The 25,150-nt window shown below is 66.0% G+C and carries 19 protein-coding genes and 1 pseudogene; 5 read left to right on the top strand and 15 right to left on the bottom strand.

Features of this window, described 5'->3' with window-relative positions; all coding sequences use genetic code 11:
- Positions 1 to 127 precede the first annotated feature (127 nt).
- Positions 128 to 941, bottom strand: a pseudogene (locus LGN19_RS00510) (AadA family aminoglycoside 3''-O-nucleotidyltransferase).
- A gap of 283 nt (positions 942 to 1,224) precedes the next feature.
- Positions 1,225 to 1,674 carry an HU family DNA-binding protein gene (locus LGN19_RS00505; protein WP_122949246.1) on the bottom strand — a complete coding sequence of 150 codons (450 nt, stop codon included), beginning with the start codon at positions 1,672 to 1,674 and terminating at the stop codon, positions 1,225 to 1,227.
- A gap of 257 nt (positions 1,675 to 1,931) precedes the next feature.
- On the opposite strand from LGN19_RS00505, the gene LGN19_RS00500 reads away from it, so the two are divergent.
- The gene (locus tag LGN19_RS00500; RefSeq protein ID WP_226212811.1) at positions 1,932 to 3,050 is read left to right on the top strand and encodes an acyltransferase family protein; all 1,119 of its coding nucleotides are present in this window, start codon (positions 1,932 to 1,934) and stop codon (positions 3,048 to 3,050) included.
- Positions 3,051 to 3,451: 401 nt separating this feature from the next.
- On the opposite strand, the gene galU is transcribed toward LGN19_RS00500, so the two are convergent.
- Positions 3,452 to 4,339: a UTP--glucose-1-phosphate uridylyltransferase GalU gene (galU, locus tag LGN19_RS00495; protein ID WP_122949244.1), complete on the bottom strand. Its 888-nt coding sequence runs from the start codon at positions 4,337 to 4,339 to the stop codon at positions 3,452 to 3,454.
- 230 nt (positions 4,340 to 4,569) lie between these two features.
- On the bottom strand, positions 4,570 to 4,713 hold the full coding sequence (locus tag LGN19_RS00490; RefSeq protein ID WP_006479318.1) for a hypothetical protein: 144 nt from the start codon (positions 4,711 to 4,713) through the stop codon (positions 4,570 to 4,572).
- Between the two features lie 217 nt (positions 4,714 to 4,930).
- Between LGN19_RS00490 and LGN19_RS00485 the strand changes: the two genes are divergently transcribed.
- On the top strand, positions 4,931 to 6,112 hold the full coding sequence (locus tag LGN19_RS00485) for an acyltransferase family protein (protein WP_174958427.1): 1,182 nt from the start codon (positions 4,931 to 4,933) through the stop codon (positions 6,110 to 6,112).
- Positions 6,113 to 6,791: 679 nt separating this feature from the next.
- Here LGN19_RS00485 and LGN19_RS00480 read toward each other — a convergent pair.
- Genes LGN19_RS00480 through LGN19_RS00470 form a run of 3 tightly spaced genes read right to left on the bottom strand, consistent with a single transcriptional unit; the run spans position 6,792 to position 12,939 of the window.
- A complete protein-coding gene (locus LGN19_RS00480; protein ID WP_226212810.1) occupies positions 6,792 to 9,257 on the bottom strand; it encodes a glycosyltransferase family 4 protein in 2,466 nt (821 codons plus the stop codon).
- Positions 9,254 to 10,720, bottom strand: a complete 1,467-nt coding sequence (locus LGN19_RS00475; RefSeq protein ID WP_122949743.1) for a flippase — start codon at positions 10,718 to 10,720, stop codon at positions 9,254 to 9,256. The genes LGN19_RS00480 and LGN19_RS00475 overlap by 4 nt, the downstream gene beginning before the upstream one ends.
- Before the next feature lie 26 nt (positions 10,721 to 10,746).
- Entirely contained in the window at positions 10,747 to 12,939 is a 2,193-nt protein-coding gene (locus LGN19_RS00470) for a hypothetical protein (RefSeq protein WP_226213503.1), read from the bottom strand.
- 498 nt (positions 12,940 to 13,437) lie between these two features.
- Here LGN19_RS00470 and LGN19_RS00465 point away from each other — a divergent pair, with 498 nt between their 5' ends.
- Genes LGN19_RS00465 through LGN19_RS00455 form a run of 3 tightly spaced genes read left to right on the top strand, consistent with a single transcriptional unit; the run spans position 13,438 to position 16,542 of the window.
- Complete coding sequence (locus LGN19_RS00465) at positions 13,438 to 14,502, top strand: acyltransferase family protein (RefSeq protein ID WP_122949240.1); 1,065 nt, start codon at positions 13,438 to 13,440, stop codon at positions 14,500 to 14,502.
- A 35-nt stretch (positions 14,503 to 14,537) separates the two neighbouring features.
- Positions 14,538 to 15,584 carry a GDP-mannose 4,6-dehydratase gene (gmd, locus tag LGN19_RS00460; RefSeq protein WP_122949239.1) on the top strand — a complete coding sequence of 349 codons (1,047 nt, stop codon included), beginning with the start codon at positions 14,538 to 14,540 and terminating at the stop codon, positions 15,582 to 15,584.
- Positions 15,571 to 16,542, top strand: coding sequence for an NAD-dependent epimerase/dehydratase family protein (locus tag LGN19_RS00455; protein ID WP_226212809.1), 972 nt, complete (start codon positions 15,571 to 15,573; stop codon positions 16,540 to 16,542). Before gmd ends, LGN19_RS00455 begins: the two co-directional genes overlap by 14 nt.
- Before the next feature lie 109 nt (positions 16,543 to 16,651).
- On the opposite strand, the gene LGN19_RS00450 is transcribed toward LGN19_RS00455, so the two are convergent.
- The 8 genes from LGN19_RS00450 to LGN19_RS00415 all read right to left on the bottom strand — a co-directional run bounded on the left by LGN19_RS00450 (position 16,652) and on the right by LGN19_RS00415 (position 25,149).
- Positions 16,652 to 17,842 carry an O-succinylhomoserine sulfhydrylase gene (locus LGN19_RS00450; RefSeq protein WP_226212808.1) on the bottom strand — a complete coding sequence of 397 codons (1,191 nt, stop codon included), beginning with the start codon at positions 17,840 to 17,842 and terminating at the stop codon, positions 16,652 to 16,654.
- 245 nt (positions 17,843 to 18,087) lie between these two features.
- Entirely contained in the window at positions 18,088 to 19,620 is a 1,533-nt protein-coding gene (gene purF / locus LGN19_RS00445) for an amidophosphoribosyltransferase (protein ID WP_122949236.1), read from the bottom strand.
- 51 nt (positions 19,621 to 19,671) lie between these two features.
- The gene (locus LGN19_RS00440; protein WP_122949235.1) at positions 19,672 to 20,166 is read right to left on the bottom strand and encodes a CvpA family protein; all 495 of its coding nucleotides are present in this window, start codon (positions 20,164 to 20,166) and stop codon (positions 19,672 to 19,674) included.
- A gap of 6 nt (positions 20,167 to 20,172) precedes the next feature.
- Complete coding sequence (locus tag LGN19_RS00435) at positions 20,173 to 21,015, bottom strand: SPOR domain-containing protein (protein ID WP_174960879.1); 843 nt, start codon at positions 21,013 to 21,015, stop codon at positions 20,173 to 20,175.
- A 29-nt stretch (positions 21,016 to 21,044) separates the two neighbouring features.
- Complete coding sequence (folC, locus tag LGN19_RS00430) at positions 21,045 to 22,355, bottom strand: bifunctional tetrahydrofolate synthase/dihydrofolate synthase (RefSeq protein ID WP_122949233.1); 1,311 nt, start codon at positions 22,353 to 22,355, stop codon at positions 21,045 to 21,047.
- Between the two features lie 100 nt (positions 22,356 to 22,455).
- A complete protein-coding gene (accD, locus tag LGN19_RS00425) occupies positions 22,456 to 23,328 on the bottom strand; it encodes an acetyl-CoA carboxylase, carboxyltransferase subunit beta (protein WP_122949232.1) in 873 nt (290 codons plus the stop codon).
- Between the two features lie 64 nt (positions 23,329 to 23,392).
- The gene (gene trpA / locus LGN19_RS00420; protein ID WP_122949231.1) at positions 23,393 to 24,208 is read right to left on the bottom strand and encodes a tryptophan synthase subunit alpha; all 816 of its coding nucleotides are present in this window, start codon (positions 24,206 to 24,208) and stop codon (positions 23,393 to 23,395) included.
- Between the two features lie 89 nt (positions 24,209 to 24,297).
- A complete protein-coding gene (locus LGN19_RS00415; RefSeq protein WP_175004300.1) occupies positions 24,298 to 25,149 on the bottom strand; it encodes a DNA-methyltransferase in 852 nt (283 codons plus the stop codon).
- Between the last annotated feature and the right edge of the window lies 1 nt (position 25,150).

Here is a 25,150-nt window from a genome sequence, read left to right as displayed (position 1 = left end):
CGGGTCACCGACCGGCGTCCGGCTCGACGGCATGCGTGTGCGGCTGCGGCTGCGTGAGCGCGTGTGTGTGTGTGTGCGGCTGCCGTGCAAGGGCCCGTGACCCTCATCGGTGTCGTCCGCAACGCGATCACGTTCGCGGCATCTGTCGCGACGTCGACAGCATCGATTCGACGGTCCGCCGCGCATGACCGATGAATGCGGCGAGGGGTTCGCCCGACAGGATCGCCGCGTCTTCCTCGCCGCCGAGATAGGCGGCGCGCGCAGCCGCTACAACCGGCCGGTACGTGTCCGGCAGGCGCGCCAGCACCCATGCCGCAGCGACGTCCTTGGGCGCGATCCTGCCGGTCGCGGCGCTGTACCAGATGCGCGTGAGCGCGAGCACCCACGTTGCACTCGTCACCGCGCCAGTTCGGTTCGGTATTCCATTGAGCAACGGTCGCCAGCAGCGCGGCGACAAAATCGTGCGCGGGCACCGGCTCGAGCAGCGCGGCGGCCGGCGGGCCGGCCAGCACGACACTGTGCTGTTGCACCTTCGTCAACAGGATCGCCAGATCGTGATCGACGAGCGCCGGCTCGACGATGCCGGCTTCGAGGTCGCGACGCAGCCACTCGCCGAACTGCAGTTCGCGCCGCGCCGGATGACGCCACGGCACGACTTCATCGTGCGCGACGACCGTCACTTCCAGTGCGCGCAAGCCACCGGCGCGACCGGGCGGCGACGATACCGCGAGCAGGTCGCGCATCAGCGCGCGCCGTGTCGAGTCGTCGGGCCGGGCCGACACCGTCACCAGCAGGTCGATGTCGCTGCGCGGCTTCAGTCCGCCATCGAGCGCCGATCCGAACAGGTGGATCGCCTTCAGCGTCGCGCCGAGATGCCGCTCGATCGTGTCGCACGCGGCGGCGACCTGCGCCGCGATTTCGTCGGGAATGGATTCAGTCACGATGCGTGTGTCTCGCGATGGTCGCGCAACAGGTGCAGCGAGCGCGACGGGTCGCGACGGATCGACCGCGAGCACGGTCGAGGACACCGTTCGTCATCGCGCGTGCGCGGCATGCCATCCCGCGTGCGTCACGCGTCGAACCGGGCATGCCGCCCTTGCGCGACTTCACGGTCGCTGCCGCGCGATTGGCGCAGCGCAATAAAAATCCCCGCACGCTTTCGCGTACGGGGATCGTCGGACATCGCAACGGCTGCCGACATGCATTCGGCGCCGTTGCGCGGCATTACGCTGCCGCGTCCTTCAGCTTCTTCAGCGCACGTGCCTTCACGCGCACGCTGGCCGGCTTTGCCGGGAACCAACGCTCTTCGCCCGTGAACGGATCCTTGCCGAAGCGCTTCTTCTTCGCCGGCACGACTTGTGCCGTGATCTTCAGCAGACCCGGCAGCGTGAACTCGCCCGCGCCCTTCTTGTGGACCGAGCCCAGCACGACGTTCTCGAGTGCGACGAGCACTGCCTTGACAGCCTTCACTTCGACAGCTGCGCGCTCAGCGATGTGCGTTGCGAGCGATGCCTTCGTGAACTTGTCCTTCAGCGGCGTCGGAGCAGCCGGTGCCGCCTTCGCGACAACCTTCTTGGCCACTACTTTCTTCGCGGGCGCAGCCTTTTTAGCAGCCACTTTCTTGGTGACCGGTGCGGCAGCCTTCTTGGCCACCTTTTTTGCGGAAGTCGCCATGTTTCTCCTACCAGGTGTGGTCGTTGGATACACGAAGCGTGCAACGCGCGCGCTTCAACGCCGGATTCTACAAGCGCCTTGACGCTTCGTGCAGTACTTTTATGCGTTTTCGCGGGGTTTCCCGCAGGTTTTTTTGCATGCGACCGATTTCATCGGCGCTTAAGCATCAAAAAACGCCTTCACGTAGGCACCCGAATGCGAATTACGTTCGATATTTGCGCACCTATACTGGGCTCGCTCAATGCCCGGATGCCGCCATGCGCGAAGCCAGATACGTCAAAGGACTCGACGGCCTGCGAGCCCTCGCCGTCATCCTCGTTTTCCTGTCCCACAAGGGCCATGTCCTTGCCGTCGACGTCGGCAAGCTTGGCGTGTGGACGTTTTTCCTCATCAGTGGATTCCTGATCGTCGGCGAGCTGCATCGCAACCGTCAGGCGGTTGAGTGCGGCACCATGACGCGCCGCCATGCGCTCGCGCTGTTCCTCGCGAAGCGCGCGCTGCGGATCTTTCCCGTGTATTACCTGCTGCTCGCCGCGCTCGCGATCGCGCACGCGCTGTTCTACCAGCGCGGCGTCAACCTCGGGCTCGCGTGGCACGCGGTGTTCCTGTCGAATTACTGGATCGGCGTCGTCAAGGACGGCTGGCCCGGCTCCACGTCGCACTTCTGGAGCCTCGCGGTTGAACAGCAGTTCTATCTGATCGCACCGCTCGCACTGCTCGCGGTGCCCGCCGCGCGACACGTCGCGCTCGGCATCGCGGCCGTCGCGGTGTGCGCGGTCGCGCATCTCGCGCTCTACCTGTCCGATGCGTCGCCGGTGCTGATCTATGCGTTTTCCCCGTGGAATTTCGCGCTGATCGCGCTCGGCGGTGTCGGCGCGATGGCGCTCGCCGATCGCGGCGCGGCTGCCGTGCGGCGAATGCCACCCGGCTGGCTCGGCGCGGCAGGCGTCGTATTCTTCCTCGTGCTGCCCGCGTGCACGGCGTTGCCCGACGCGATCGCGGGGCTCGCGGATCTCGGCCTGTCCGCATCGCTCGGCGCGCTGCTGCTGTGGATCGTCAGCGAACCCGAGCATCCCTTCGTGGCGCTGCTCGACTGGGCGCCGCTCGTCTATCTCGGCACGATCAGCTACGGCTTCTACCTGTTCCACAACCTGATTCCGGCACGCTTCGGTGTACTGCCCGCGCACGTCGCGCACGTCGCCATACCGGAAATCGTCCGCGAAGCGCTATCCGAGATGCTGCAATTCGCGCTCGCCGTGCTGCTCGCGCATCTGTCCTGGCGCTATCTTGAAAAGCGGCTGCTCGACTTCAAGAAGCCGGTCGCCGCGATGCTGGCCCGGTATTTCGTCGCACGGCCGGGCACGTCGGCGCGTTGAACGCCACACCGACGCGGCAACGATCGAACGGGAAAACCGCGATACCGGCCACGTCCGGACGCTGACGCGCGACGAGCGACGCGTCGCTTCGCGTCAGCTTCCAGCGCCGGCAGAACCGGTGCGGTCACGAACGTCGATGTGCATCGCGCAATTGAAGAACCGCCGATCCGGTGTCCCGGTCGCCTGCCGCGGCACCGGTTTCAGGCTTGACGCGCGTTCTTGTCAGAGCGCCCCACTCCACACGCGGCACAGCGCTCGAAGCGAACCCGCCACCGCAAACCCGCCGACGGCACGCACCTCGATCACGCATCCGGCACACGTACACGCAAAAAAGCCCCGGCGCGCGAGCGGCCGGGGCCAACGGAACAACCACCACCTGAAACAACGGAGCGCGCGGCTGCTTAGGCGACAGCAGCCAGCGCGGGCAAGCAGGTACGCAGGTAGGCCTCGAATTCGCGGCTCACTTCCGGATGCTGGAGCGCGAGCTCGACGGTGGCCTTGAGATAGCCGATCTTGCTGCCGCAGTCGAAGCGCGTGCCGAAGTAGCGATACGCGAGCACCTGCTCGTTCGCGAGCAGCGACTGGACCGCATCGGTCAGCTGCAGCTCGCCGCCGGCGCCCGGCTTGAGCTTGCGCAGGTGATCGAAGATCGTCGGCATGAACACGTAGCGGCCGACCACGCCGAGATTCGACGGCGCATCTTCCGGTGCGGGCTTCTCGATGATGCCCGACAGCTTGATGACGTCCTCTTCCCATTCGCGGCCTTCGACGACGCCGTAGGAACGGCTGTCCTCGCGCGCGATCGTCTCGACCCCGATCACCGAGCTGTGATAGTGGTCGAACACGTCGACGAGCTGCTTCAGCACCGGCTGTTCGCCGTGCAGCAGGTCGTCGGCGAGGATCACCGCGAACGGCTCGCCATGCACCAGCTTCTCTGCGCACAGCACCGCATGGCCGAGGCCGAGCGCTTCCGGCTGGCGCACGTAGAAGCAGTTGACGTTGCTCGGCTTGATGCCGCGCACGAGCTCGAGCAGCTTATCCTTGCCGCGCGCCTCGAGCTCGGCCTCGATCTCGTAGGACTTGTCGAAATGATCCTCGATCGCGCGCTTGCTGCGCCCGGTGACGAAGATCATCTCGGTGATACCGGCGTTGATCGCTTCCTCGACCGCGTACTGAATCAGCGGCTTGTCGACGACGGGCAACATTTCCTTCGGGCTCGCCTTCGTTGCCGGGAGGAACCGCGTGCCGAGACCGGCAACGGGGAACACGGCCTTGGTGACTTTCAACATGTTCGCATCCTGATTGCGTTGACTGCGCCGCGTCGACCAGCGACCCGGCGCGATTGTGTTCCGAACGGCATATCGAGAATCGACGGTACTGCCAATTCGACTCCGCTCATTTTCGATATGGACTGATTGCCCAATGATTCCGGAAAAAATATAATCCCTTCAACCCGGTCGATATTGCCGAACCGAGTGCCGAAGCAGAAACAAATTACCGATTTTCCAGATACAAATTCTTACGATTCGAATTCCTCGATATAGGGCACGCCGCCCCGTTCGAGACCCGGGCGAATCGGTTCGTTCTTCAGCGCCTCGCGGTACGCCGACAGCACGGCCATGACCAGCAGTACTGCAGCGCTCGCGATCCAATGCATGTCCATCTTGCCGCTCCTTGCATCAATCAACTGGAGCTTCAAACTATCAGAAAAAAATCGGCAAATAATTGACCCGCCTCGCGAAACCGCTTTCTGAACGCGATAAAACCATGATGTGGAATTCCGATATTTCCCGGCGAGATTTTTTTATTCATTGATCGAATTCTTGCGCATTACGATTGGATGAAACTTCCCGTCCATCCGTCGCAAGGAATCGAATCGCATGCAAGCTTTCAGCGGATCGTCTCTGACCGCGCCGCCCGTCGCCGATCACAAGGAACACGTGATCGACGCGATGCGCGGCTTCGCGGCGCTGCTCGTCGCCTATTTCCACTGCCGCCAGGTCGTCTGGGTCGGCATGCAGAGCTTCCATCACGCTTACGGTCATGCACTCACCCCGAGCGCGATCGCCGGTTACCTGACCTTCCCGTTCGCGTGGGGCTCCGCCGGCGTGCCGATCTTCTTCGTGATCAGCGGCTACTGCATCCACCGCAACGCGGCGCTCAAGCTCTCGGCCAATCCCGCGTACCGGCTCGACGCGCCGAACTTCTGGGTGCGCCGGTTCGCACGCATCTACCCGGTGCTGCTCGCCGCGCTGCTGTTTACGCTCGCGCTCGACTCGGTCAGCCTGCAGATCGAGCCCGTCAGCCACAAGATCCGCGACGTCGGCCTCGTCGCGTTCCTCGTGAACCTGTTCTCGCTGCAGGGCGTCGCCGGCTACACGTACGGGTCGAACGGCGCGCTGTGGACGCTGTCGCTCGAAGTACAGTTCTACGCGATCTATCCGCTGCTGTTCGCGATCCGCCGGCGCATCGGCATGCCGGCGGTCGTGGCCGCGGTCGCGCTCGTCAACGTCGCGTCGGCGTGGCTGCTCGAACGGCACGACCTGCAGTTCTTCACGTCGTACTGGCTGTCCTGGACGATCGGTGCGTGGATCGCCGACGTGCGTGCGCAGCAGGCACGTGGCGGTGGCGCGGCCACCGTGCCGTCGCGCGCGTGGTACGGCGCGGCCGCCGTGCTGCTGGCTGCCGGTTGCGGCGCGTTCCATTTCGGCCAGTACGGCGCGTTCCAGCTTTGGTCGGCCGGCTTCGCATGCTTCCTGTACCGCGCGCTCGCCCGCCCGCCGCGCCCGACGCCGCCGCTGCGCGTGCTGAGCTGGTTCGGTGACTTCAGCTACTCGCTGTACCTGATCCACCTGCCGCTGTTCGTCTGCCTCGGCTCGGTGCTGTTCCAATCCGAGCTGCAGCTGTCGATCTGGCCGTCGTTCGCGTTCATGGCCGCCGCGATCCCGGTCGCGTATGTGTTCTACCGGATGTTCGAACGGCCCGCGATGACGTGGTCGGCCAGCTTCAAGCCGGCCCGCCCCGCCCACGTCGTCACGCCGGCACCCGAACGGGCCGTCTGACCCGAAAGGTCCGCTTTCCCGAGCCCCCGTGCGGCGTCCCGCTGCGCGGGGGCTTTTTCATGGCCTGAGCGCGCTGGCACGTCGGGTTGGCGTGCGATGGGTAGCCTTCGGGTGTCGGGCCGCGCTACGGCCCGCATGAGCCGTCCTCGACCGACTTTCCACCACCGGGACTGCCTGGGCGCGGCCTTCTGGAGTCACCTTCTGGAGTCACCTTCTGTGTATCAGCCGATACTCGACCCGACGAACAGTGTCCGAGGCATTGCCGTCCGTTTCGTTCCTTGACGCATCCCGTCTTGAGGTCCGACGGGCCATCTTCAACGTTCAAAAGCAGCTTGCAAGGAAAAAGTGAGCCGCGAGACAGAACGAGAAATCATCGGACGTTGTCAGTCGAGTCAAATCCTGCCGGCTACACCTTCTGGCATCACCCTTTGGCATCACCTTCTGGCGTCACCTTCTGGCATCAGCTTCTGGCGTCGCCCTCTGGAATTACCTTCTGACGTCACCCTCTGTCATCACCAACCGCCCCCTTCCAACCGACGACCGGTCAAGCACGCGCCCTACACCGCACGCAACAACCTGCCCACCACCCACCCAACAAAGCCCCCCCCCGCGCGGAAAGACAAAGCCCCCACGCAGCGCACCGCCGCATGAGGGCCCGTTTCCCGCCGGCTCGCGCCGGCTACCGCTTCTTCGCCTTCGCGGCCTTCGCCGTATCCGCGAGGATCTTCTCGACCCGCTCCACGTAGGTTTCGGTGCCGAATCGGCGCACCGCCGTCGCGCGCCCGCTCGCGACGAGCCGTTCGCGCAGCGCGCCGTCGCGCTTCAGCGTATCCAGCGCATCGGCCAGCGCGGTCGCATCGCCCGGCGCGCAGAGCAGCCCGTTGTCGCCGTCCTCGATGATCTCGACGACGCCGCCCGCACGGGCCGCGACGACCGGCCGGCGCGCGAGCATCCCCTCGACGATCACGCGCCCGAACGGCTCCGGCGTGATCGACGTGTGCGCGACGACGTCGACCGCCGTCATGCAGGCGGCCACGTCGCGCTGGAACCCGAGGAAATGCACGCGAGCGTCCATCCCGTGCCGCGCGACATATTCGCGCAACTGCGCGGCGTATTCGTCCTCGCCGAACAGCGGCGCGCCGACCAGCACCACGTGCATGTCGGGATGCCGCGCGGCGGCCTCCAGCAGCACGTGCTGCCCCTTCCAGTGCGCGAGGCGGCTAAACGAGCCGACCAGCCACGCGTGCTCGGGCAACCCCAGCCGCGCGCGCAGCGCAGCCTGGCTGACGCCTTCCAGCGCATCGAACGGTTCGGCAGAAATGCCGTTGAACACGACGTCGACATGCTGCGGCGTGAAGCCCGTCAGCGTGCGAAACGCCTGCGCGGAAGCGTCGGAGTTCGCGATCACGCGCGTGACGCCAAGCCGTGCGCAGTACTTGATCGCCAGCAACTGCTTGCTGCCGAAATGGTCGGTGCTGACGATGTCGCGCAGGTGCCACACCACCGGCTTGCGCGCGAGCCGCCCGGCCAGTGCGGCGACCACCATCGCGCGCTGCGTGTTCGCGTAGATCACCTCGGCGCGGCGTGCACGGCGCGCGACGTCGCGCACCAGCCGCACGAGCTGTTTCACCGCGCCGACCGATACGCCGCCCTGCTTGCGCACACCCGCGAGCGCGCCCTGGTCGACCACGTCGACGCGCGCGCCGATCTCGTCGAGCGCCGCGCGGAACGGGCCGTCGTCGAACAGCAGCACGTCCGCGTTCGCGCGCATGTGCTTCATGATCTCGAGCAACGACAGCTCCGCACCGCCGAGCACGCCGCTCTGGTCGAGCACCAGCGTCGCCGGGCCGCGCGCGGCCGGCATCGGCGCGATGGCCGTGCCCCGCTGCGCGGTCGAGCCGGGCAGCGCGGCTTCCACATAATCAAGAAAGCGCCGGCGGAATTTATCGGCGGAAAACCGCTCCGCATTCGTACGGCAGGCATTCGGCGTGAAGCGCTGCGGCGCACGCTCGAAATCGTCGACGGCCGCGACGATCGCGTGCGGCGTCTGTTCGTCGAAAAAGAGCCCGGTCGGGTTCAGGTTCGATTGCGGGTCGAGCACGGTTTCGAGCGCGCCGCCCTTGCCGTACGCGATCACCGGCGTACCGCACGCCTGCGCCTCGACCACCGAGATCCCGAAATCCTCCTCGGCCGCGAACACGAACGCTTTCGCGCGCCGCATCCGGTCGTGCAGCACCGCGAACGGCTGGTAGCCCATGATCTCGACGTTCGGGCCGGCCTTCGCGCGGATCTTCTGCATCTCGGGGCCATCGCCGATCACGACGAGCTTGCGCTCGGGCGTGCGCGAGAACGCGTCGACGATCAGGTCGATCTTCTTGTACGGCACCATCCGCGACGCGGTCAGGTAGAAGTCCTCCTTTTCCGCGTTCAGCGAAAACGCGTCGACGTCGACCGGCGGGAAGATCACCGCCGCATCGCGGTGGTAGACCTTCTTGATGCGCCGCGCGATGAACGCGGAGTTCGCGACGAAACCGTCCACCGCGTTCGCGGTGCGCGTGTCCCAGTTGCGGATGTAATGCAGGATCATCCGCGCGAGCAGCGATTTCGGCCCGTGCGTGAGGTTCGACTGTTCCAGGTATTGGTGCTGCAGATCCCACGCATAGCGGATCGGCGAATGCACGTAGCTGATGTGCACCTGGTCCGGCCCCGTCAGCACGCCCTTCGCGACCGCGTGGCTGCTCGAGATCACCAGGTCGTACTCCGATACGTCGAGCTGCTCGATCGCGAGCGGCATCAGCGGCAGGTAGCTGCGGTACTTGGTGCGCGCGAACGGCAGCTTCTGGATGAACGACGTCGTCACCGGCTTGCCGCGCACGAACCCGCGATCGTCGAGGAAATCGACGAGGCTGAACAGGTCCGCGTCGGGAAAGCACGCGACGATCTGTTCGAGCACGCGCTCGGCGCCCGCATAGGTGACGAGCCAGTCGTGGACGATCGCCACGCGCAGCGTGCGCGACGCATGGCGCGCGCTGGCACGTTCGGCCGGCCCTGACCGGCGCAGCGCGGCGGCGTCGCCCGCTTCGGCCACGGCCGCATCGGCGGTGGCGAGATTCAATACGGCGTGTTCCGCCAGATCGCGATTCATACGGTTTTCCTCGCATTGAGACGGACAAACAGGTCGCGCACGAGCGCGCGCAGCCCCGGCGTCATCGTGAGCGACCACGCAACGTTCAGCAGCACCACGACCGCGCACATCCCGATCGACTCACCGAGCCCCGGCCACGCCTGCGCCAGAAACAGGCTCGCCAGCAGGAACGCGAGGTGCGCGAGCATGTCGAGCACGATCGCGCGCATCCGGATCGCCGACAGGTACAGCAGCACGCCGTAGTCGACGAGCGCGCGCGTCGCGACAACCACCGCCGCGCCGATCAGCCCGAAGTGATGGATGCCATACCACAGGCCGCCGACGAAGAACGGCATCTCGACGAGCCCGGCGAACGCCGCGCGGGCCGGGTTGACCTGCGACTGGATCAGGATCCGCGTGACGCTCGCCTGGCCGACGAGCCACACGCTGATCACCAGCACGCGGCCGACCGGCGCCGAATGCGCGGCGAGATCCGAGCCGACCCACAGCGTGAGGAACGGCGCGAGCGCGAAGATCGCGACGATGCCGACCGGCGTGAACACGCCGTTCAGGAATTCGAGCGACTGGCGCGCGAGCGTGTCCGCGTGGTCTCGACCGACGGCTGACAGGCGCGGGAACAACGTGCGCACGAGCGCATTCGGCAGCATGTTCAGGCGCGTGACGAGGTTCTGCGGCACCGTGTAGTAAGTGACGAACTTCGCGCCCATGCCGGCGCCGAGCATCACGCGGTCGAGCGTGTCGGCGATCATGCTCGTCGTGCTCGCGATCAGCATCCAGCCGCCGAAGTTGAACAGCCCTTTCGCGGTGCCCCACTGCGGCGGATCGATGCGCCGGATCCCGAGCACCTTGATGCTGGCGTGGCCGAGCATCACCGCCGCGACCAGGCGCGCGACGACCGCCGCGGCGAGCACCGTCTGCAGGTTCGGCGCGATCCACCACGCGGCGGCGAGCGGCAGCAGCTGGAACAGGAACGTGCCGATCGTCTGGTTCGTGTTGAACACGCCGAAGCGTTCGGCGCCGTTGATCGCGCCGGCGAACACCCACGACACGTTCGCCAGCGGAATCGCGAGCGCGAGCCACGGCAGCGCGAGATACACCTCGTGCTGCATCGCCGCCGACACCTTCGTGAAGTACGCGGTGTAGATGAACGCGCCGAAATAGATCAGCAGCCCGCCCACGATGCCGGTGCCGAGGTTCAGCCAGAACGCGCTCCAGAACACGCGCGCGCTTTCGTCGGCGTTGCCGCTCGCGAGTGCCTTCGAGATATGGTTCTGCGCGGCCATGCTCATCCCGAGATCGAGGATCCCGAAATAGCCGATCAGCGTCCACACGAGGCTGACGACGCCGTAGCGTTCGACGCCGAGCGCGTGGATATAGGCGGGCACCGTCACCAGCGACACGAAGGTCGGCAGGATCAGCCCGATGAAGTTGATCGAAACGTTCTTGAGTATGCCTTTGTCCATGCTTCTGCCTTGTGTGACGTCGCTCGTCACGGTTTCCAGCGATACATCAGCACCTTGCCGCGCGCGTCTTCCTCGACGAACACGAGGTATTCGCCGTTCTCGCGCCGGAATGCGCTGATGCCGAAGGGCACGTCGACCCAGCCGGATGCCTTGCCGACTTCGGCGCCCGGGCTCATCACGCCCACTTCCTTGCCGGTTTCCTTGTCGTACACGTGGATCTTGCCGACCGGCTCCACCCCGAACAGGTAGCGGCCCTCGGCCGTGAGCCCGATCAGGTCGAAGATCGGCTTCGCGTCGAGCTGCCACGGCAGCGCGACCTGGTAGCGCACGACCGGCGAGCCCGTCGACCATTTGTCGAAGCGGATCAGCACGCGGCCCACTTCCTTGTTGACGCCCGGCGCCGGCGGTGCGTCGGCCGTGTAGCCGGTCACGTACAGCGTGTCCGTCTGCGCGTCGTAGATCGAGCGGCGCAGTTGCGTGAACGGCTGCGGCATCGGGTAGGTCGTGACCTTGTCGTACGAGTAGATCGGGTTGCCGGCCTTGTCGACGCCGCCGTACTGGAAGCGGTGGATCCCGCGCACGTCGCTGGTGCGCCAGATGTCGCCCTTCGTGTCGACCCACCAGCCCCAGCCGCCCGCCTTTGCCTTGCCGGTCGTGTTGATCGTGAACTCGTCGGCATCCAGCCGGCCGTTGCCGTTCGCATCGCGCCACAGCCAGTCGCCGCCCGGCGGCTTGTTCGGCACGTTGTCGACCGGCCGCGCACGGCCCGCGATCAGGCCGGACGGAATCGCGACTTCGCCGTCGCGCTTCGCGTCGAAGCGGTAGATCTTCAGGTGATCGGCGTACATGTCGGTCAGGTACAGGAACGTGCGGCCGTCGAGGCGACGCGCGATCGGCATGCCGGGCCACTGGTCCGTATGGAACACCGGGTCGTCCGGATACTTGAAGCGGTTCGACAGGAAGCCGACGTATTTCCAGTCCTGGCCCGGCGGCTTCGACAGGTCGAGCTCGAAGCGCTTGTTGCCCGTGTACACGCTGTTCGGCCGCGCCGGGTCGAGCCATGCACCATCGACGAACAGCAGCCCCTGCACCTGCCAGCGTGGCTTGCCGTCCGGCGTGTAGCTGTCGAGCACCGCGCCGAGCCCTGCGCCGATAGTGCCGTGACGCGGCCCGATGCCGTTCATCGACACATAAATATTGCCCGCACGGTCGACGCCGACACCCGTCAGCCCGTTGAAACGCTGCGGCCCCGGCCGGCCCGGCACCGGGCCCGCGAAGATGCCGCCGCGCTCGCCGAGCGTGCCCGACTGCGCATAACCCTTGCCGCCTTTCGAGAAGATCAGGATCTGCTGGCGCGGCCCGTTGTCCGCGATCAGCACGCGCCCTTTCGCGTCGACGGCCACGTCCACCGCGTCGGTGCCTTCCGGCAGCGCGGGCGCGTCGTCGAGCGTGCGGCCGTCCGCGCGCACGTGCACCAGATGCGCGGGACCGTTGATCGTGTCCGTGAGCAGCCACAGCGTGCCGTCGCCCGCAAGCGCGATGCGGCCCGGCTCGTGCGCGCTCCACGTGCCCTTCTGCTGCATCGTCTCCGCGTCGTACACGTCCACCGCGTCACGCGACGGATTCGTCGCGAACAGCGTCTTGTCGTCGGCCGCGAGGCCGCCGACTTCCGCCTTCTGCTCGCCCACTTCCGAGCGCGCAGGAGCCGCCACCTCGTTCATCATCATGAAGCTCGCGGCCATCCGCGCGCGGCCGGCATCGGCACGTCCGCCGGCTGCCACCTGCGGCGCCGCGCGGAATGGCGCGGGCTGCTTCATGTCGCCGATCGTGCGGCGCGAAATGCCGAACCACTGCTTGCCCTTGTCCGGCCAGATGCCGGGCGACTGCAGGTGGCCGCGCTCGTTGCCGACCCCGATCGCGACGTACACGTATTTGCTGTTCACGGCGATCGCGCTGCCGCCGAGGTTGCCCCAGCCGTGCGTGCCACCGGCGAAGCCGAGCATCTTCCCGTCCTGGTAGACGCTCGCCTCGGCCCCGCTCTCGTCCCACGGCGCATTCGTATACACCTTGCCGTCAGGCGTCACCGCGATCGCGCGGATGTCGATCTGCGTCCAGCTGCCGTCGCCATAGCCGAACGTGTTGCCGATCCACGACGTCGTCGCGGGCAACACCGTTTCGGCCGGTGCGGCGCTCGCCAGCAGCGCCGCGCCTACCGTCATGCCTACCAGAATCAGACGTCGCAATGCGCTTCTCCAGACTCGATGCGAAAGCGACCGGGACCGCGGCGCATGGCCGCCCGACCGTCCTGTCGCTAAATGGGTTTCAAACGTCGCGATGCAGGTTACAAGCAAAAATAATCACAAGAAATTTGGAAATATTTGGGGATGTTTCCGACTGAAATATCGAACCGGAACAGGTACGAAAAGACACTCGAAAACGGCAATAACGACCGCTTTTCACTTTCCAGCCTGTAGAAAATGCCGCTTCGCGCCGCCTGCCGGGGCTGCCCTGGCCGCAACCTTTCATTTCGCGACCGGAATAATCGGCATTTGAATCTTTTCCATCAGATAAATGACGCGCGTTTTTTTGCCGATTTCTTTTCCCTAGAATCGATTTCGATTCGATATTTCATTTAATGGCATGCATTACGTTCATGTTTACGCATCGGATGTGCGACACGCCCCGGCTCACGCCGCGCGTCGCGAAGGAGCGGCGCGATGACGGGCATCTCGCGACCCGCGGACCTCACCCCGCCGCAACACGGCCGCATCGTGCAGCTCGACGGGCTGCGCGCGATCGCGGTGGGCGCCGTGTTCCTGCAGCACGCGCTGAAGGCGCCGCTCTGGATGGGTGTCGACCTGTTCTTCGTGCTGAGCGGCCTGCTGATCACCGGCATCCTGCTCGATCGCAAGGCGCGCGGGCAGTCGTACTTCAGCCACTTCTACGCACGCCGGGTGCGTCGCATCCTGCCGCCGTACGTGCTGCTGCTGGTGGTGTCGACGCTCCTGTTCGGCGCGAGCTGGCTGCCGCACTGGCCGTGGTTCGCGTTCTTCTCGACCAATATCGGGCTGTCGCTCGGCAGCATCGGCCATGACAGCCTGAACGTGCTGTGGTCGCTCGCGGTCGAGGAGCAGTTTTATATCTTCTGGCCGTTCGTCGTGCTGTGGTGTTCGGAGCGCGCGCTGCTGTGGATCGCCGCCGCGCTGATCGTCGCCGCGCCCGTGCTGCGCGCGATCGCGACGCCGTGGTTCGACTCGTTCTGGCCGATCTACTACCTGACGCCGTTCCGGATGGACCTGCTCGCCGCGGGCGCGCTGCTCGCGATCGTGCTGCGCCGCGACCGGCGCGCGCTGGAGCCGTTCTACCCGCTCGCGATCGTCGGCGCGCTCGTGTCGCTCGCGATCCTCGGCTGGCTGCACCTGTCGTTCCCGCGCTTTCGCGCCGCGAACACGCCGCTGTCGAATGCCGCGCTCTACAGCATCTCGCTGCTGCTGTGCACGTCGATCGTCGTGATCGCCCTGCGCGGCCGCGGCATCGTGCAGCGCGTGCTGACGAATCCGATGCTCGTCTACGTAGGCACCGTCAGCTACACCGTGTACCTGATCCACCTCAGCGTGCTGTACGCGCTGTGGCCGCTGCACCTGAACCGCTTCGTCACGGCCGCGCTGGCGCTCGCGATCACGCTCGCGTACGCCACCGCGAGCTGGTACGGCTTCGAACGGCGCCTGACGCGCGGCCCCGCGCGCCGCGCGCTGCCGGCCGCCGCCAGCACGACCGCCTGAATTTCATCATCCATCGTTTCTACCAGGACAAAGTCATGAGCCAAACTCGCAAGAAGGCCATCATTACCGGGATTTCGGGGCAGGACGGCGCCTACCTGACCAAGCTGCTGCTCGACAAGGGCTACGAGGTCACCGGCACCTACCGCCGCACCAGCTCGGTGAATTTCTGGCGCATCGCCGAGCTCGGCGTCGACACGCACCCGAATCTCACGCTCGTCGAGCACGACCTGACCGACGCCGGTTCGAGCCTGCGCCTGCTCGAGCGCGTGCAGCCGGACGAGCTGTACAACCTGGCCGCGCAGAGCTTCGTCGGCGTGTCGTTCGACCAGCCGGCGACGACCGCCGAAGTGACCGGCATCGGCCCGCTGAACCTGCTCGAAGCGATCCGTGTCGTAAGCCCGAAGACGCGCTTCTACCAGGCCTCGACCTCCGAGATGTTCGGCAAGGTGCAGTCGATTCCGCAGACGGAAGCGACCTCGTTCTATCCGCGCAGCCCGTACGGTGTCGCGAAGCTGTATGCGCACTGGATGACGGTGAACTACCGCGAGTCGTACGGCCTGTTCGGCAGCAGCGGCATCCTGTTCAACCACGAGTCGCCGCTGCGCGGCCGCGAGTTCGTCACGCGCAAGATCACCGACACCATCGCGAAGATCAAGCTCGGCAAGGCGACCCGCCTCGAGCTCGGCAACCTCGACGCGAAGCGCGACTGGGGCTTCGCGCTCGAATACGTCGAAGGCATGTGGCGCATGCTGCAGGCCAACGAACCCGACACCTACGTGCTCGCGACCAACCGTACCGAGACCGTGCGCGATTTCGTGCGGATGGCGTTCGCGGCCGCGGGCTACCAGATCGAATGGACCGGCAAGGGCGAGCAGGAGCGCGGCCTCGACGCATCGAACGGCAACGTGCTCGTGGAAGTGAACCCGAAGTTCTACCGCCCTGCCGAGGTCGACCTGCTGATCGGCTGCGCCGACAAGGCGAAAAGCAAACTCGGCTGGGAACCGAAGACGACGCTCGAACAACTTTGCCAGATGATGGTCGAAGCGGATTTGACGCGGAATCAACACCATGACACGTTCTGAAGCCGGGCGCCCGTCGCGCCGTGCGTTCGTCACGGGCCTGACGGGCTTCACGGGCCGCTACATGGCCGAGCGCCTGCAGGCGGCCGGCTATGACGTCTGGGGCACGGTCGCGCCTGGCGTGGCGCAGCCCGACGATCCGGCCTTCGCGCACTGCACGCTGCTGCCGGTCGATCTGCTCGACGCCGAGGCCATGCGCGCGGCCGCCGCCGACGCCCGGCCCGATGCGGTCGTGCATCTCGCCGCACGCGCGCATGTCGCGCAGGACGAGCCGTCGCCAACCTACGCGGTCAATATCGTCGGCACGCGCAACCTGCTCGCCGCGCTTGCGGGCCTCGACCGCCGCCCGTCGGCCGTGCTGCTCGCCAGCAGCGCTAACATCTACGGCAATTCGACGGCAGGCGTGCTCGACGAAACCGTCGCGCCCGCCCCGGCGAACGACTACGCGGTCAGCAAGCTCGCGATGGAATACGCGGCGAAGCTGTGGGCCGACCGGCTGCCGATCGTGATCGCGCGGCCGTTCAACTACACGGGCGTCGGCCAGAGCGATGCGTACCTGCTGCCGAAGCTCGTCGCGCACTACGCGCGCAACGCACCGCGGATCTCGCTCGGCAATCTCGACGTGAGCCGCGATTTCTCCGACGTGCGCGACGTGACGGCCGCGTACCTGAAGCTGGTCGAAGCCGCGCCGGCCGGCGAGACGTTCAACGTCTGTTCGGAGCACGCGTATTCGCTGAAGGAAGTGCTGGCGATGCTGTCGCGCATCGCCGGTTACGTGATCGACGTGACGATCGATCCGCGTTTCGTGCGGCACAACGAGGTGAAGCACCTGAGCGGGTCGCGCGACAAGCTGCGGCGCGCGGTGGGCGAGCTGCCCGTCACGCCGCTCGATGAAACGCTGCGATGGATGGTGGAGGCGATGCGCAACGACGCGCACGCGGGCGAGCATCGCGCCGGGTAAGCCGGGCGATTTGCCTCCACACCAAAACAAAGGGCCGTTCGCGCAAGCGAACGGCCCTTTGTCCATGTATCACGTCAAATCACGTCACGACATGCGTGACGTGCCGCGCTCAGCCTTCGAGGCCGCGTGCGAGATCCTTGCGCAGGTCGCCCGCATCCTCCAAGCCGACCGACAAGCGGATCAACCCTTCGCTGACCCCTGCTGCCGCACGCGCTTCCGGCGTGATGCGGCCGTGCGTGGTCGTCGCCGGATGGGTGATCGTCGTGCGCGTATCACCGAGGTTGCCGGTGATCGAGATCAGCTTCGTGTTGTCGATCACGCGCCACGCGTTCGCACGCTGCTGTTCGGGCGTGTCGCCCTTCAGCTCGAACGACAGGATCGCCCCGCCCGCCTTCTGCTGACGCTTCGCGAGTTCGTGCTGCGGGTGCGACTCGAGGCCCGGATGAAACACGCGCGCGACGGCCGGATGCGAATCGAGCCAGCGCGCGATCTCCAGCGCGTTCGCCGATTGCTTCTCGACGCGCAGCGACAGCGTCTCCATCCCCTTCAGCAGCACCCACGCGTTGAACGCCGACAGCGTCGGGCCCGCGCTGCGCACGAACGGGAACACCTTGCCCATGATGAATTCCTTCGAGCCAACCAGCGCGCCGCCGAGCACGCGGCCCTGGCCGTCGAGGAACTTGGTGGCCGAGTGCATCACGACATCCGCGCCAAGCTTCAGCGGCTGCTGCAGCACCGGGCTGCAGAAACAGTTGTCGACGACGAACAGCGCATTCGATGCCTTCGCGATCTTGCCGATCGCCTCGATGTCGGCGAGTTCGGTCAGCGGATTCGACGGCGTCTCGAGGAAGAACATCTTCGTTTCCGGCCGCACGGCTTCCTGCCATGCGTTCAGGTCGGTCGGGTCGACGAAGGTCGTCGTGATCCCGAACTTGCTGAAGATCTGCGAGAACATCCCGAGCGTCGAGCCGAACAGGCTGCGCGAGCTGACGAGGTGGTCGCCGGCCTGCAGCGCGGCCATCACGACCGACATGATCGCGGCCATCCCCGACGCCGTCGCGATGCATGCCTCGCCGCCCTCGAGCGCCGCGAGACGCTCCTGGAACATGGTGACGGTCGGGTTCGTGAAGCGCGAATAGGTGAAGTAGTCTTCCGAGTTCGCGAAGCGCTCGGCCGCGTCGGCCGCGCTCTGGAAGCAAAAGCTCGACGTAAGGAACAGCGCTTCCGAGTGCTCGTTGAAGTCGCTGCGCAGCGTGCCCGCGCGCACGGCAAGCGTGTCGAAGTTGAGGGAGTCGTCCATGTTCCGTTTTCCGTATTCGATGGCCGCGCGGATGGCGCGAACCCAGTCAAAACCAGGCCAAAACAAAAAGCCCGCTATGCGTCGGCATCAGCGGGCTTCGGTGCGGTACGACAGCGATCGACTCGGGCCGGTTGCCACCGGCCTTCGCTTTAGCTGTTTTGGGAAGTCGCCCCGCGTCCGCAAGCTGATATCAAATCGACGCAAGGCCACATCCTATCACGCCTCGTCAGAAGCGTGTGCCGGTGTCACTCGACCGACAGCTGCAGGTTCATCTGCGAGCGTTCGGTGTCGCCAGCCGTATCGCGATCGGCCTGCGATGCCGGCGTGAGACGCGCGCGCTCGATCGCATCGAGATACTCGGGCGTCACGTCGCCGGTGATGTAATTGCCGTCGAAGCACGACGCCTCGAAGCCTTCGAGCTTCGGGTTGATGTCGCGCACCGCGCGGCGCAGGTCGTCGACGTCCTGGTAGATCAGGTGGTCGGCGCCGATGATCTTCGCGACTTCTTCATCGGTGCGGCCATGCGCGACGAGCTCGCCACGCGTCGGCATGTCGATGCCGTACACGTTCGGGAACTTCACGGGCGGCGCAGCCGACGCGAAGATCACCGACTTCGCGCCTGCATCGCGCGCCATCTGCACGATTTCATGCGAGGTCGTGCCACGCACGATCGAATCGTCGACGATCAGCACGTGCTTGTCCTTGAACTCGATGCTCATCGCATTGAGCTTCTGGCGCACCGACTTCTTGCGCACGGCCTGCCCCGGCATGATGAAGGTACGGCCGACGTAGCGGTTCTTGAAGAAGCCTTCGCGATACTCGACGCCGAGCTTCGCGGCGACCTGCATCGCAGCCGGGCGCGACGAATCGGGAATCGGCATCACGACGTCGATCGGCACGTTCGGCAGCTCGCGCTTGATCTTCTCGGCGAGATAGTCGCCCATGCGCAGGCGCACGTTGTAGACCGGCACGCCGTCGAGGCACGAATCCGGACGCGCGAGGTACACGTATTCGAACATGCACGGGTTCAGCGTCGGCTGCTCCGCGCACTGCTGGCTGTGGAAGTTGCCGGCCGGGTCGATGAAGATCGCTTCGCCCGGCTGCACGTCGCGGACGAATTCGAAACCGATGCCTTCGACGGCCACCGATTCCGACGCGACCATCCACTCGGTGCCGTGTTCGGTTTCGAGCTTGCCGATGCACAGCGGGCGGATGCCGAACGGATCGCGGAACGCGAGCAGGCCGTAGCCGGCGATCAGCGACACGATCGCGTACGAGCCCTGCAGGCGGCGATGCACGCCCGCGACGGCCTTGAACACCGACGCCGGATCGAGCTCGAGGCCCGTGGTCGACAGTTGCAGCTCGTGCGCGAACACGTTGAGCAGCACTTCGCTGTCGGAATTGGTGTTGAGATGCCGGCGGTCGATCCGGAACATCTCGTCCTTCAGCTGCTGCCAGTTCGTCAGGTTGCCGTTGTGCGCGAGGATGATCCCGAACGGCGCGTTCACGTAGAACGGTTGCGCCTCGGCTTCGCTCGACGCCGAGCCGGCCGTCGGGTAGCGCACCTGGCCGATGCCGTAGGTACCGGGAAGGCTGCGCATGTTGCGCGTGCGGAACACGTCGCGCACCATGCCGTTCGCCTTGTACATGTGGAAATTGTTGCCGTCCGCCGTCGCGATGCCCGCCGCGTCCTGACCGCGATGCTGCAGCAGCAGCAGGCTGTCATAGATCAGCTGGTTGACCGGGGATTGGGAGATAACGCCTACGATGCCGCACATGGCATGTCCTTCAGAATGACAAAATCGGTTCCGTCCTGCCCGGCCGCGTCGTCACACGCGTACGTACTGGGCCATGCCGTCGGGCAGGAGCTGCTTCAGCTCGTGCACGCCCTGCTCGGCGAAAGGACGCAATAGCGCATTGCGCCAGAAATCCTGTTTGGGCAGCTCGGTCAGCCCGGCCGCCGCGACCAGCAGCACCACCAGCACGCAGCCGCGGACGAGCCCGAACATCATGCCCAGCGAGCGGTCGACGCCGCCCAGGCCACTCGCCTGCGCGATCCGCGACAGCAGCGCGTTCGCAACACCGGCGACCAGCACCACGCCGATCACGATCAACGCGAAAGCGATCACCCACTGCGTCAGCGCGCCACCCGGCCAGTTCGCCGGGATATATGGCACGACCAGTCCGACGTAGCGGCCCGCGATCACGATCGCCGCGATCCAGCCGATCAGCCCGAAAATCTCGGACACGAAGCCGCGCCACGCACCGCGCAACGCAGACAACACGATCACCGCCAATACAGCGTAGTCGAAAGCCGTCAGCATCGTGCGTTACTGCGTCAGACCGGCTTCGCGCACCTTCGCGATCGCGGCGGAAGCCGCCGCGCGATCCGCGAACGGTCCCGCACGCAACAGTGTAGCCGTGCTGCCGTCCGCCTGCTTGCGATGCTCGACATATGCGGGCACGCCCGCCGATTTCAACTTGGTGGCCCACGAACGGGCCGTCGCGTCGTCCTTGAACGACCCGAGCTGCACCGCGAAGCGCGCACCGGCCGGCGACGACGGCGACGATGCATCGCCGCTGTCCGGGCTCGCGGCGTCGACATTCGCGACGGCCGCGGGCGCGGGTACAGGCTTCGGCGCAGCCGGCTTCGCCACCGGGGCAGCCGGTTTCGGCGCGGGCTTCGGCGGCGTCACGCTCGCCGTGGTCGTGGTATCGGGTTTCGCGGCCGGCTTGTCGGCGCCCTTCGGCTCCGGAGCCGGCGCAGCCGCAACGGCGACATCGGATGCCGGCGGTTCGTCGTGCGCGACGCCCGCCTGCACGTCGGAGGCGTCATCGTCACGCGGTGCGACCGCCTGGTGCGCGGGCCGGTTCGGAATGTCGATTGCGATGTCGTCCGTTACCGGCTTCGGGTGCGAGTCGAGCACCATCGGCAGCACGATCACGGCGGCGACGACGAGCGCGATCGCGCCGACGAGGCGACGGCGTGCGCGTTGCTTTTCTGGAAGGGTCGGATCGAGGAGCAGGGCGTCCGATTCCGGACGCTCCGTGCGGCGCGAGCGTCGCTCGACGCGTTCAGTGCGCTCCGTGCGCACGTTCCGGGAGGTCCCGGTGCGACCGCCGCGCCGCTGGGGCGCGTCGTCGTCTTTTTTGCCGAACGAGAAAATTCCCATGAATGGCTGAGTCCGAAACTGCCCGTCAGTCAGTGTTGCTGCGATTTACGGTAGGCCAGCACGCCGGCAACCGTATGGAAACTGCCGAAAACCACGATTCTATCATTCTCGGATGCTCTTTTTAGTGCATCGCGAAACGCTTCGGCGGGCGACGTGTAACGCGTGACGCTCGAATCGGCCCCCTCCTCCACGCCGGCCTTGCGCAGCGCGGCTTCGAGCTGCTCCGCGGAGGCCGCGCGCGGCAGCGGCAGGTCGGTCACGCACCAGTGGTCGATCTCGCCCTTCAGGTGCTGCAGCACGCCGTCGATGTCCTTGTCGTGCATCGCGCCGAACACCGCGTAGGTGTACGGGAAGAAGCCCATGTTGCCGAGGTTCTGCTCGAGCACGGCCGATGCATGCGGGTTGTGCGCGACGTCGAGCACGATCGCCGGCTTGCCCGGCAGCACCTGGAAGCGCCCCGGCAACTCGACGTTCGCGAGTCCGAGCCGGATGTCCTGCGCGGACACCGGCAGCACCGGGCGCAGCGCTTCGAGCGCGGCGAGCGCGGCCGATGCATTGATCAGCTGATTCGCGCCGCGCAGCGCCGGATACGCGAGCGACGGATAGCGCTTCTCGCGGCCGAGGTAGCTCCACTGCTGGCGCTCGGCGCCTGCCTGCGCCTCGTAGCGGAAATCGCGGCCGACGAGCCACAGATCCGCGCCGATCGCTTCCGCATGGTCGATCAGCGTCTGCGGCGCGGCCGGATCGCCGCACACCGCCGGCTTGCCCGGACGGAAGATCCCGGCCTTCTCGAATGCGATCTTCTCGCGCGTGTCGCCGAGATACTCGGTGTGATCGATGTCGATGCTCGTGATGATCGCGCAGTCGGTGTCGATGATGTTGACCGCGTCGAGCCGGCCGCCGAGGCCGACTTCGAGGATCACCGCATCGAGCCCGCGCGACGCGAACAGGTGCAGGATCGCGAGCGTCGTGAATTCGAAATACGTGAGCGACACCGGCTCGGGCAGCGACGTGCGCGCGGCTTCGATGGCCTCGAAGTGCGGCAGCAGTTCATCGTCGGTGACGTTCTGCCCGTTCACGCGCGCGCGCTCGTTGAATTCGAGCAGGTGCGGCGACGTGTGGCAGCCGACCTTGTAGCCGGCGCGCACGAGGATCGTCTCGAGGAACGCGCAGGTCGAGCCCTTGCCGTTCGTGCCGCCGACGGTGATGACGGGGCATGCGAATTCGAGCTGCAGCGCCGCCTTGACCTGCCCGATGCGGGTCAGGCCCATGTCGATGCCGACCGGGTGCGCGCGTTCGAGATGCGAAAGCCACGCGTCGAGAGTGGGAAAAGTGCTCATCGGTTCAAATCTGGATCGGGACCGCCACTACGCCAAAAAACGAAGCGCGCCGCCTGACGCTGAAGCCAGGCGACGCGCAGTATTCACGACCTTGCGCCGGTCAAGCCAGCGCGTCGGCCGGCTGACGCTGCAGCAGCGCGAGCAGTTGCGCGATCTCGTCGCGCAACTTGCGGCGGTCGACGATCATGTCGATCGCGCCCGTCTTCAGCAGGAATTCGGCGCGCTGGAAGCCTTCCGGCAGCTTCTCGCGAACCGTCTGCTCGATCACGCGCGGGCCGGCGAAGCCGATCAGCGCCTTCGGTTCGGCGATCACGACGTCGCCGAGGAATGCAAAGCTCGCCGACACGCCACCCATCGTCGGGTCGGTCAGCACCGAGATGAACGGCAGCTTGGCTTCGGCCAGCTTGGTCAGCATCGCGGTGGTTTTCGCCATCTGCATCAGCGACAGCAGGCTTTCCTGCATCCGCGCACCGCCGGAAGCGGTGAAGCAGATGAACGGCACTTGCTGTTCGAGCGCGTTCTGCGCGCCGCGTGCAAAGCGCTCGCCGACCACCGAGCCCATCGAGCCGCCCATGAACGAGAACTCGAAGCAGGCTGCGACCACCGGCAGCGTGTGGATCGCACCACCCATCACGACCATCGCGTCGGTTTCGCCCGTGTCCTCCATCGCTTCCTTCAGACGATCGGGATACTTGCGGCTGTCCTTGAACTTCAGCGTGTCGACCGGCACGATTTCCTGGCCGATCTCGTAGCGGCCTTCCGGATCGAGCAGCCCGTCGAGACGCTCACGCGCACCGATGCGCATGTGGTGATCGCACTTCGGGCACACGTGCAGGTTCGCGTCCACGTCGTTGCGGTACAGCACGGCCTCGCAGGACGGGCACTTGACCCACAGGCCTTCCGGAATGCCCTTGCGGCTTTTCGGGTCGGTCTGCTTGATCTTCGGCGGCAACAGTTTGTCGAGCCAGCTCATCGTATGGTTTCCTGTTCCGTGGCGGGCCGGGCCGACTGGCCCGCTCCCGCTTCCTGTGTTGTGTTTATCGCGCCGTCTTGCCCGCGCCGTCCAGGGCGGCGCGCAGCTCGGCAATGAAAGTCTTCAGCGCGGTGGCCGCTCCCTCCGGCGCAGCGCTTTCGAGCAGCTGCACGAGGCGGCTGCCGATCACGACGGCGTCCGACACTTCGGCCACCGCGCGCGCCGTTTCGGCGTCGCGGATACCGAAGCCGACACCTACCGGAACCGGCACGCGCGACTTGATGGCCGGGATTTTACCCGCAATGCTCGAAACATCCAGATTTCCTGCGCCGGTCACGCCCTTGAGCGACACGTAATACACGTAGCCGCTCGCGATCTTGCCGACGTCGGCGATGCGTTCGTCGGTCGACGTGGGTGCGAGCAGGAAGATCGGATCGATCTGCGCGGCGCGCATTTTCTCGGCGAACACGCCCGCCTCTTCCGGCGGGTAGTCGACGACGAGCACGCCGTCGACCCCGGCCGCCTGGGCTTCGGCCGCGAACGTGTCGACGCCCATCCGCTCGATCGGGTTCGCATAGCCCATCAGCACGACGGGGGTTTTGGGGTCGGTTTCGCGAAAGCGCTTCACGTCGGCGAGCACGCTCTTCAGCGTGACGCCACGCGCGAGCGCGCGTTCCGACGAGCGCTGGATCACGGGGCCGTCGGCCATCGGGTCCGAGAACGGCACGCCGAGTTCGATCACGTCCGCGCCGCCTTCGGCGAGCGCGTGCATGAATTCGACGGTCTTGGCCGGATCGGGGTCGCCGGCCGTGATGAACGGGATCAGGCCCTTACGGCCTTGTTCGGCGAGTGCGGCGAAGGTCTGTTGGATACGATTCATGGCAATTTTCCTTTGTCGACCGGAGTTAGCGCTTTAGCGCTTACTCCGGTCCCATGCAAAGCAGCGATCGGCAACACGGGCGGCGCGATTCACGCGCACGCCGGCGCGGCGAGCGCGTTCACGCGCTCATGCGCGATCGCGCAATAACTTTCGTTGATCTCGTAGCCGACGAAGTCGCGCCCCTGCCGTGCGCAGGCCACCGCGGTCGTGCCGCTGCCCATGAACGGATCGAGCACGCGGCCGCCCGGCGGGCAGCTTGCGAGCACCATCCGCTCGATGATTTCCAGCGGCTTCTGGGTCGGATGATCGACGCGCTCCGCGTGCTGCCGGTGCAGGCGCGAAACCGACCAGACGTCCTTCGGGTTGTAGCCCATCTCCAGCCACTTGCTGCCTTCGAACAGCTTGCGCGAGCGGGCCTTCTTCGTGTCGGCGTCGTACGGGATGCGGACCGGATCGAGATCGAAGTAATACGCCCTGGAAACCGCGAAAAAGCCGATGTTGTCGTGCACCGACGTGAAACGGCGCGTCGTGCCGCCCATGCTCGGCACACGCCGGTCCCAGATGATCTCGTTGACCATCGTGAGTTGCGTCTTCAGGAAACTGAAGATTTCCGGCGCGTACTGCCACGTGCAGAAGATATACATCGACCCGCTCGGCTTCAGCTTCGGAATCGCGAGCTCGAGCCACTCGCGCGTCCACGCGAGAAAGTCGTCGCCCGAACGCTTGTCCGAGTCGTTGCCGTAGTCCTTGCCGAGCCCGTACGGCGGATCGGCGACGATCAGGTCGATCGACGCATCCGGCAGGTGCGCGGCATGGGTCAGGAAATCGCGGTTATGCAGTTCGATACCGGACGGCAGCGCGCGCGGCTCGGCAGCGGCGGGCTGAACCGCCGCCGCCTCGCTCGCGGCACCGCCGCCCGGTTCTTCGATCAGGTCACGCATC

The sequence above is a fragment of the Burkholderia sp. AU30198 genome (assembly GCF_020419825.1).
GTDB lineage: Bacteria > Pseudomonadota > Gammaproteobacteria > Burkholderiales > Burkholderiaceae > Burkholderia.
The sequence above is the reverse complement of the archived record's forward strand: the minus strand, read 5'-3'. Positions and strand labels throughout refer to the sequence as shown.

Bases quoted from the DNA above. Each gene is read 5' to 3' on its own strand.
- galU (WP_122949244.1), bottom strand. From the start codon at position 4,339: ATGTTGAAAGTCACCAAGGCCGTGTTCCCCGTTGCCGGTCTCGGCACG.
- LGN19_RS00440 (WP_122949235.1), bottom strand. From the start codon at position 20,166: ATGCTGACGGCTTTCGACTACGCTGTATTGGCGGTGATCGTGTTGTCT.
- folC (WP_122949233.1), bottom strand. From the start codon at position 22,355: ATGAGCACTTTTCCCACTCTCGACGCGTGGCTTTCGCATCTCGAACGC.
- LGN19_RS00455 (WP_226212809.1), top strand. From the start codon at position 15,571: ATGACACGTTCTGAAGCCGGGCGCCCGTCGCGCCGTGCGTTCGTCACG.
- LGN19_RS00480 (WP_226212810.1), bottom strand. From the start codon at position 9,257: ATGAATCGCGATCTGGCGGAACACGCCGTATTGAATCTCGCCACCGCC.
- LGN19_RS00490 (WP_006479318.1), bottom strand. From the start codon at position 4,713: ATGGACATGCATTGGATCGCGAGCGCTGCAGTACTGCTGGTCATGGCC.
- gmd (WP_122949239.1), top strand. From the start codon at position 14,538: ATGAGCCAAACTCGCAAGAAGGCCATCATTACCGGGATTTCGGGGCAG.
- LGN19_RS00465 (WP_122949240.1), top strand. From the start codon at position 13,438: ATGACGGGCATCTCGCGACCCGCGGACCTCACCCCGCCGCAACACGGC.
- purF (WP_122949236.1), bottom strand. From the start codon at position 19,620: ATGTGCGGCATCGTAGGCGTTATCTCCCAATCCCCGGTCAACCAGCTG.
- LGN19_RS00500 (WP_226212811.1), top strand. From the start codon at position 1,932: ATGCGCGAAGCCAGATACGTCAAAGGACTCGACGGCCTGCGAGCCCTC.
- LGN19_RS00475 (WP_122949743.1), bottom strand. From the start codon at position 10,720: ATGGACAAAGGCATACTCAAGAACGTTTCGATCAACTTCATCGGGCTG.
- LGN19_RS00450 (WP_226212808.1), bottom strand. From the start codon at position 17,842: ATGGACGACTCCCTCAACTTCGACACGCTTGCCGTGCGCGCGGGCACG.
- LGN19_RS00485 (WP_174958427.1), top strand. From the start codon at position 4,931: ATGCAAGCTTTCAGCGGATCGTCTCTGACCGCGCCGCCCGTCGCCGAT.
- accD (WP_122949232.1), bottom strand. From the start codon at position 23,328: ATGAGCTGGCTCGACAAACTGTTGCCGCCGAAGATCAAGCAGACCGAC.
- LGN19_RS00415 (WP_175004300.1), bottom strand. From the start codon at position 25,149: ATGCGTGACCTGATCGAAGAACCGGGCGGCGGTGCCGCGAGCGAGGCG.
- LGN19_RS00505 (WP_122949246.1), bottom strand. From the start codon at position 1,674: ATGGCGACTTCCGCAAAAAAGGTGGCCAAGAAGGCTGCCGCACCGGTC.
- trpA (WP_122949231.1), bottom strand. From the start codon at position 24,208: ATGAATCGTATCCAACAGACCTTCGCCGCACTCGCCGAACAAGGCCGT.
- LGN19_RS00470 (WP_226213503.1), bottom strand. From the start codon at position 12,939: ATGACGGTAGGCGCGGCGCTGCTGGCGAGCGCCGCACCGGCCGAAACG.
- LGN19_RS00435 (WP_174960879.1), bottom strand. From the start codon at position 21,015: ATGGGAATTTTCTCGTTCGGCAAAAAAGACGACGACGCGCCCCAGCGG.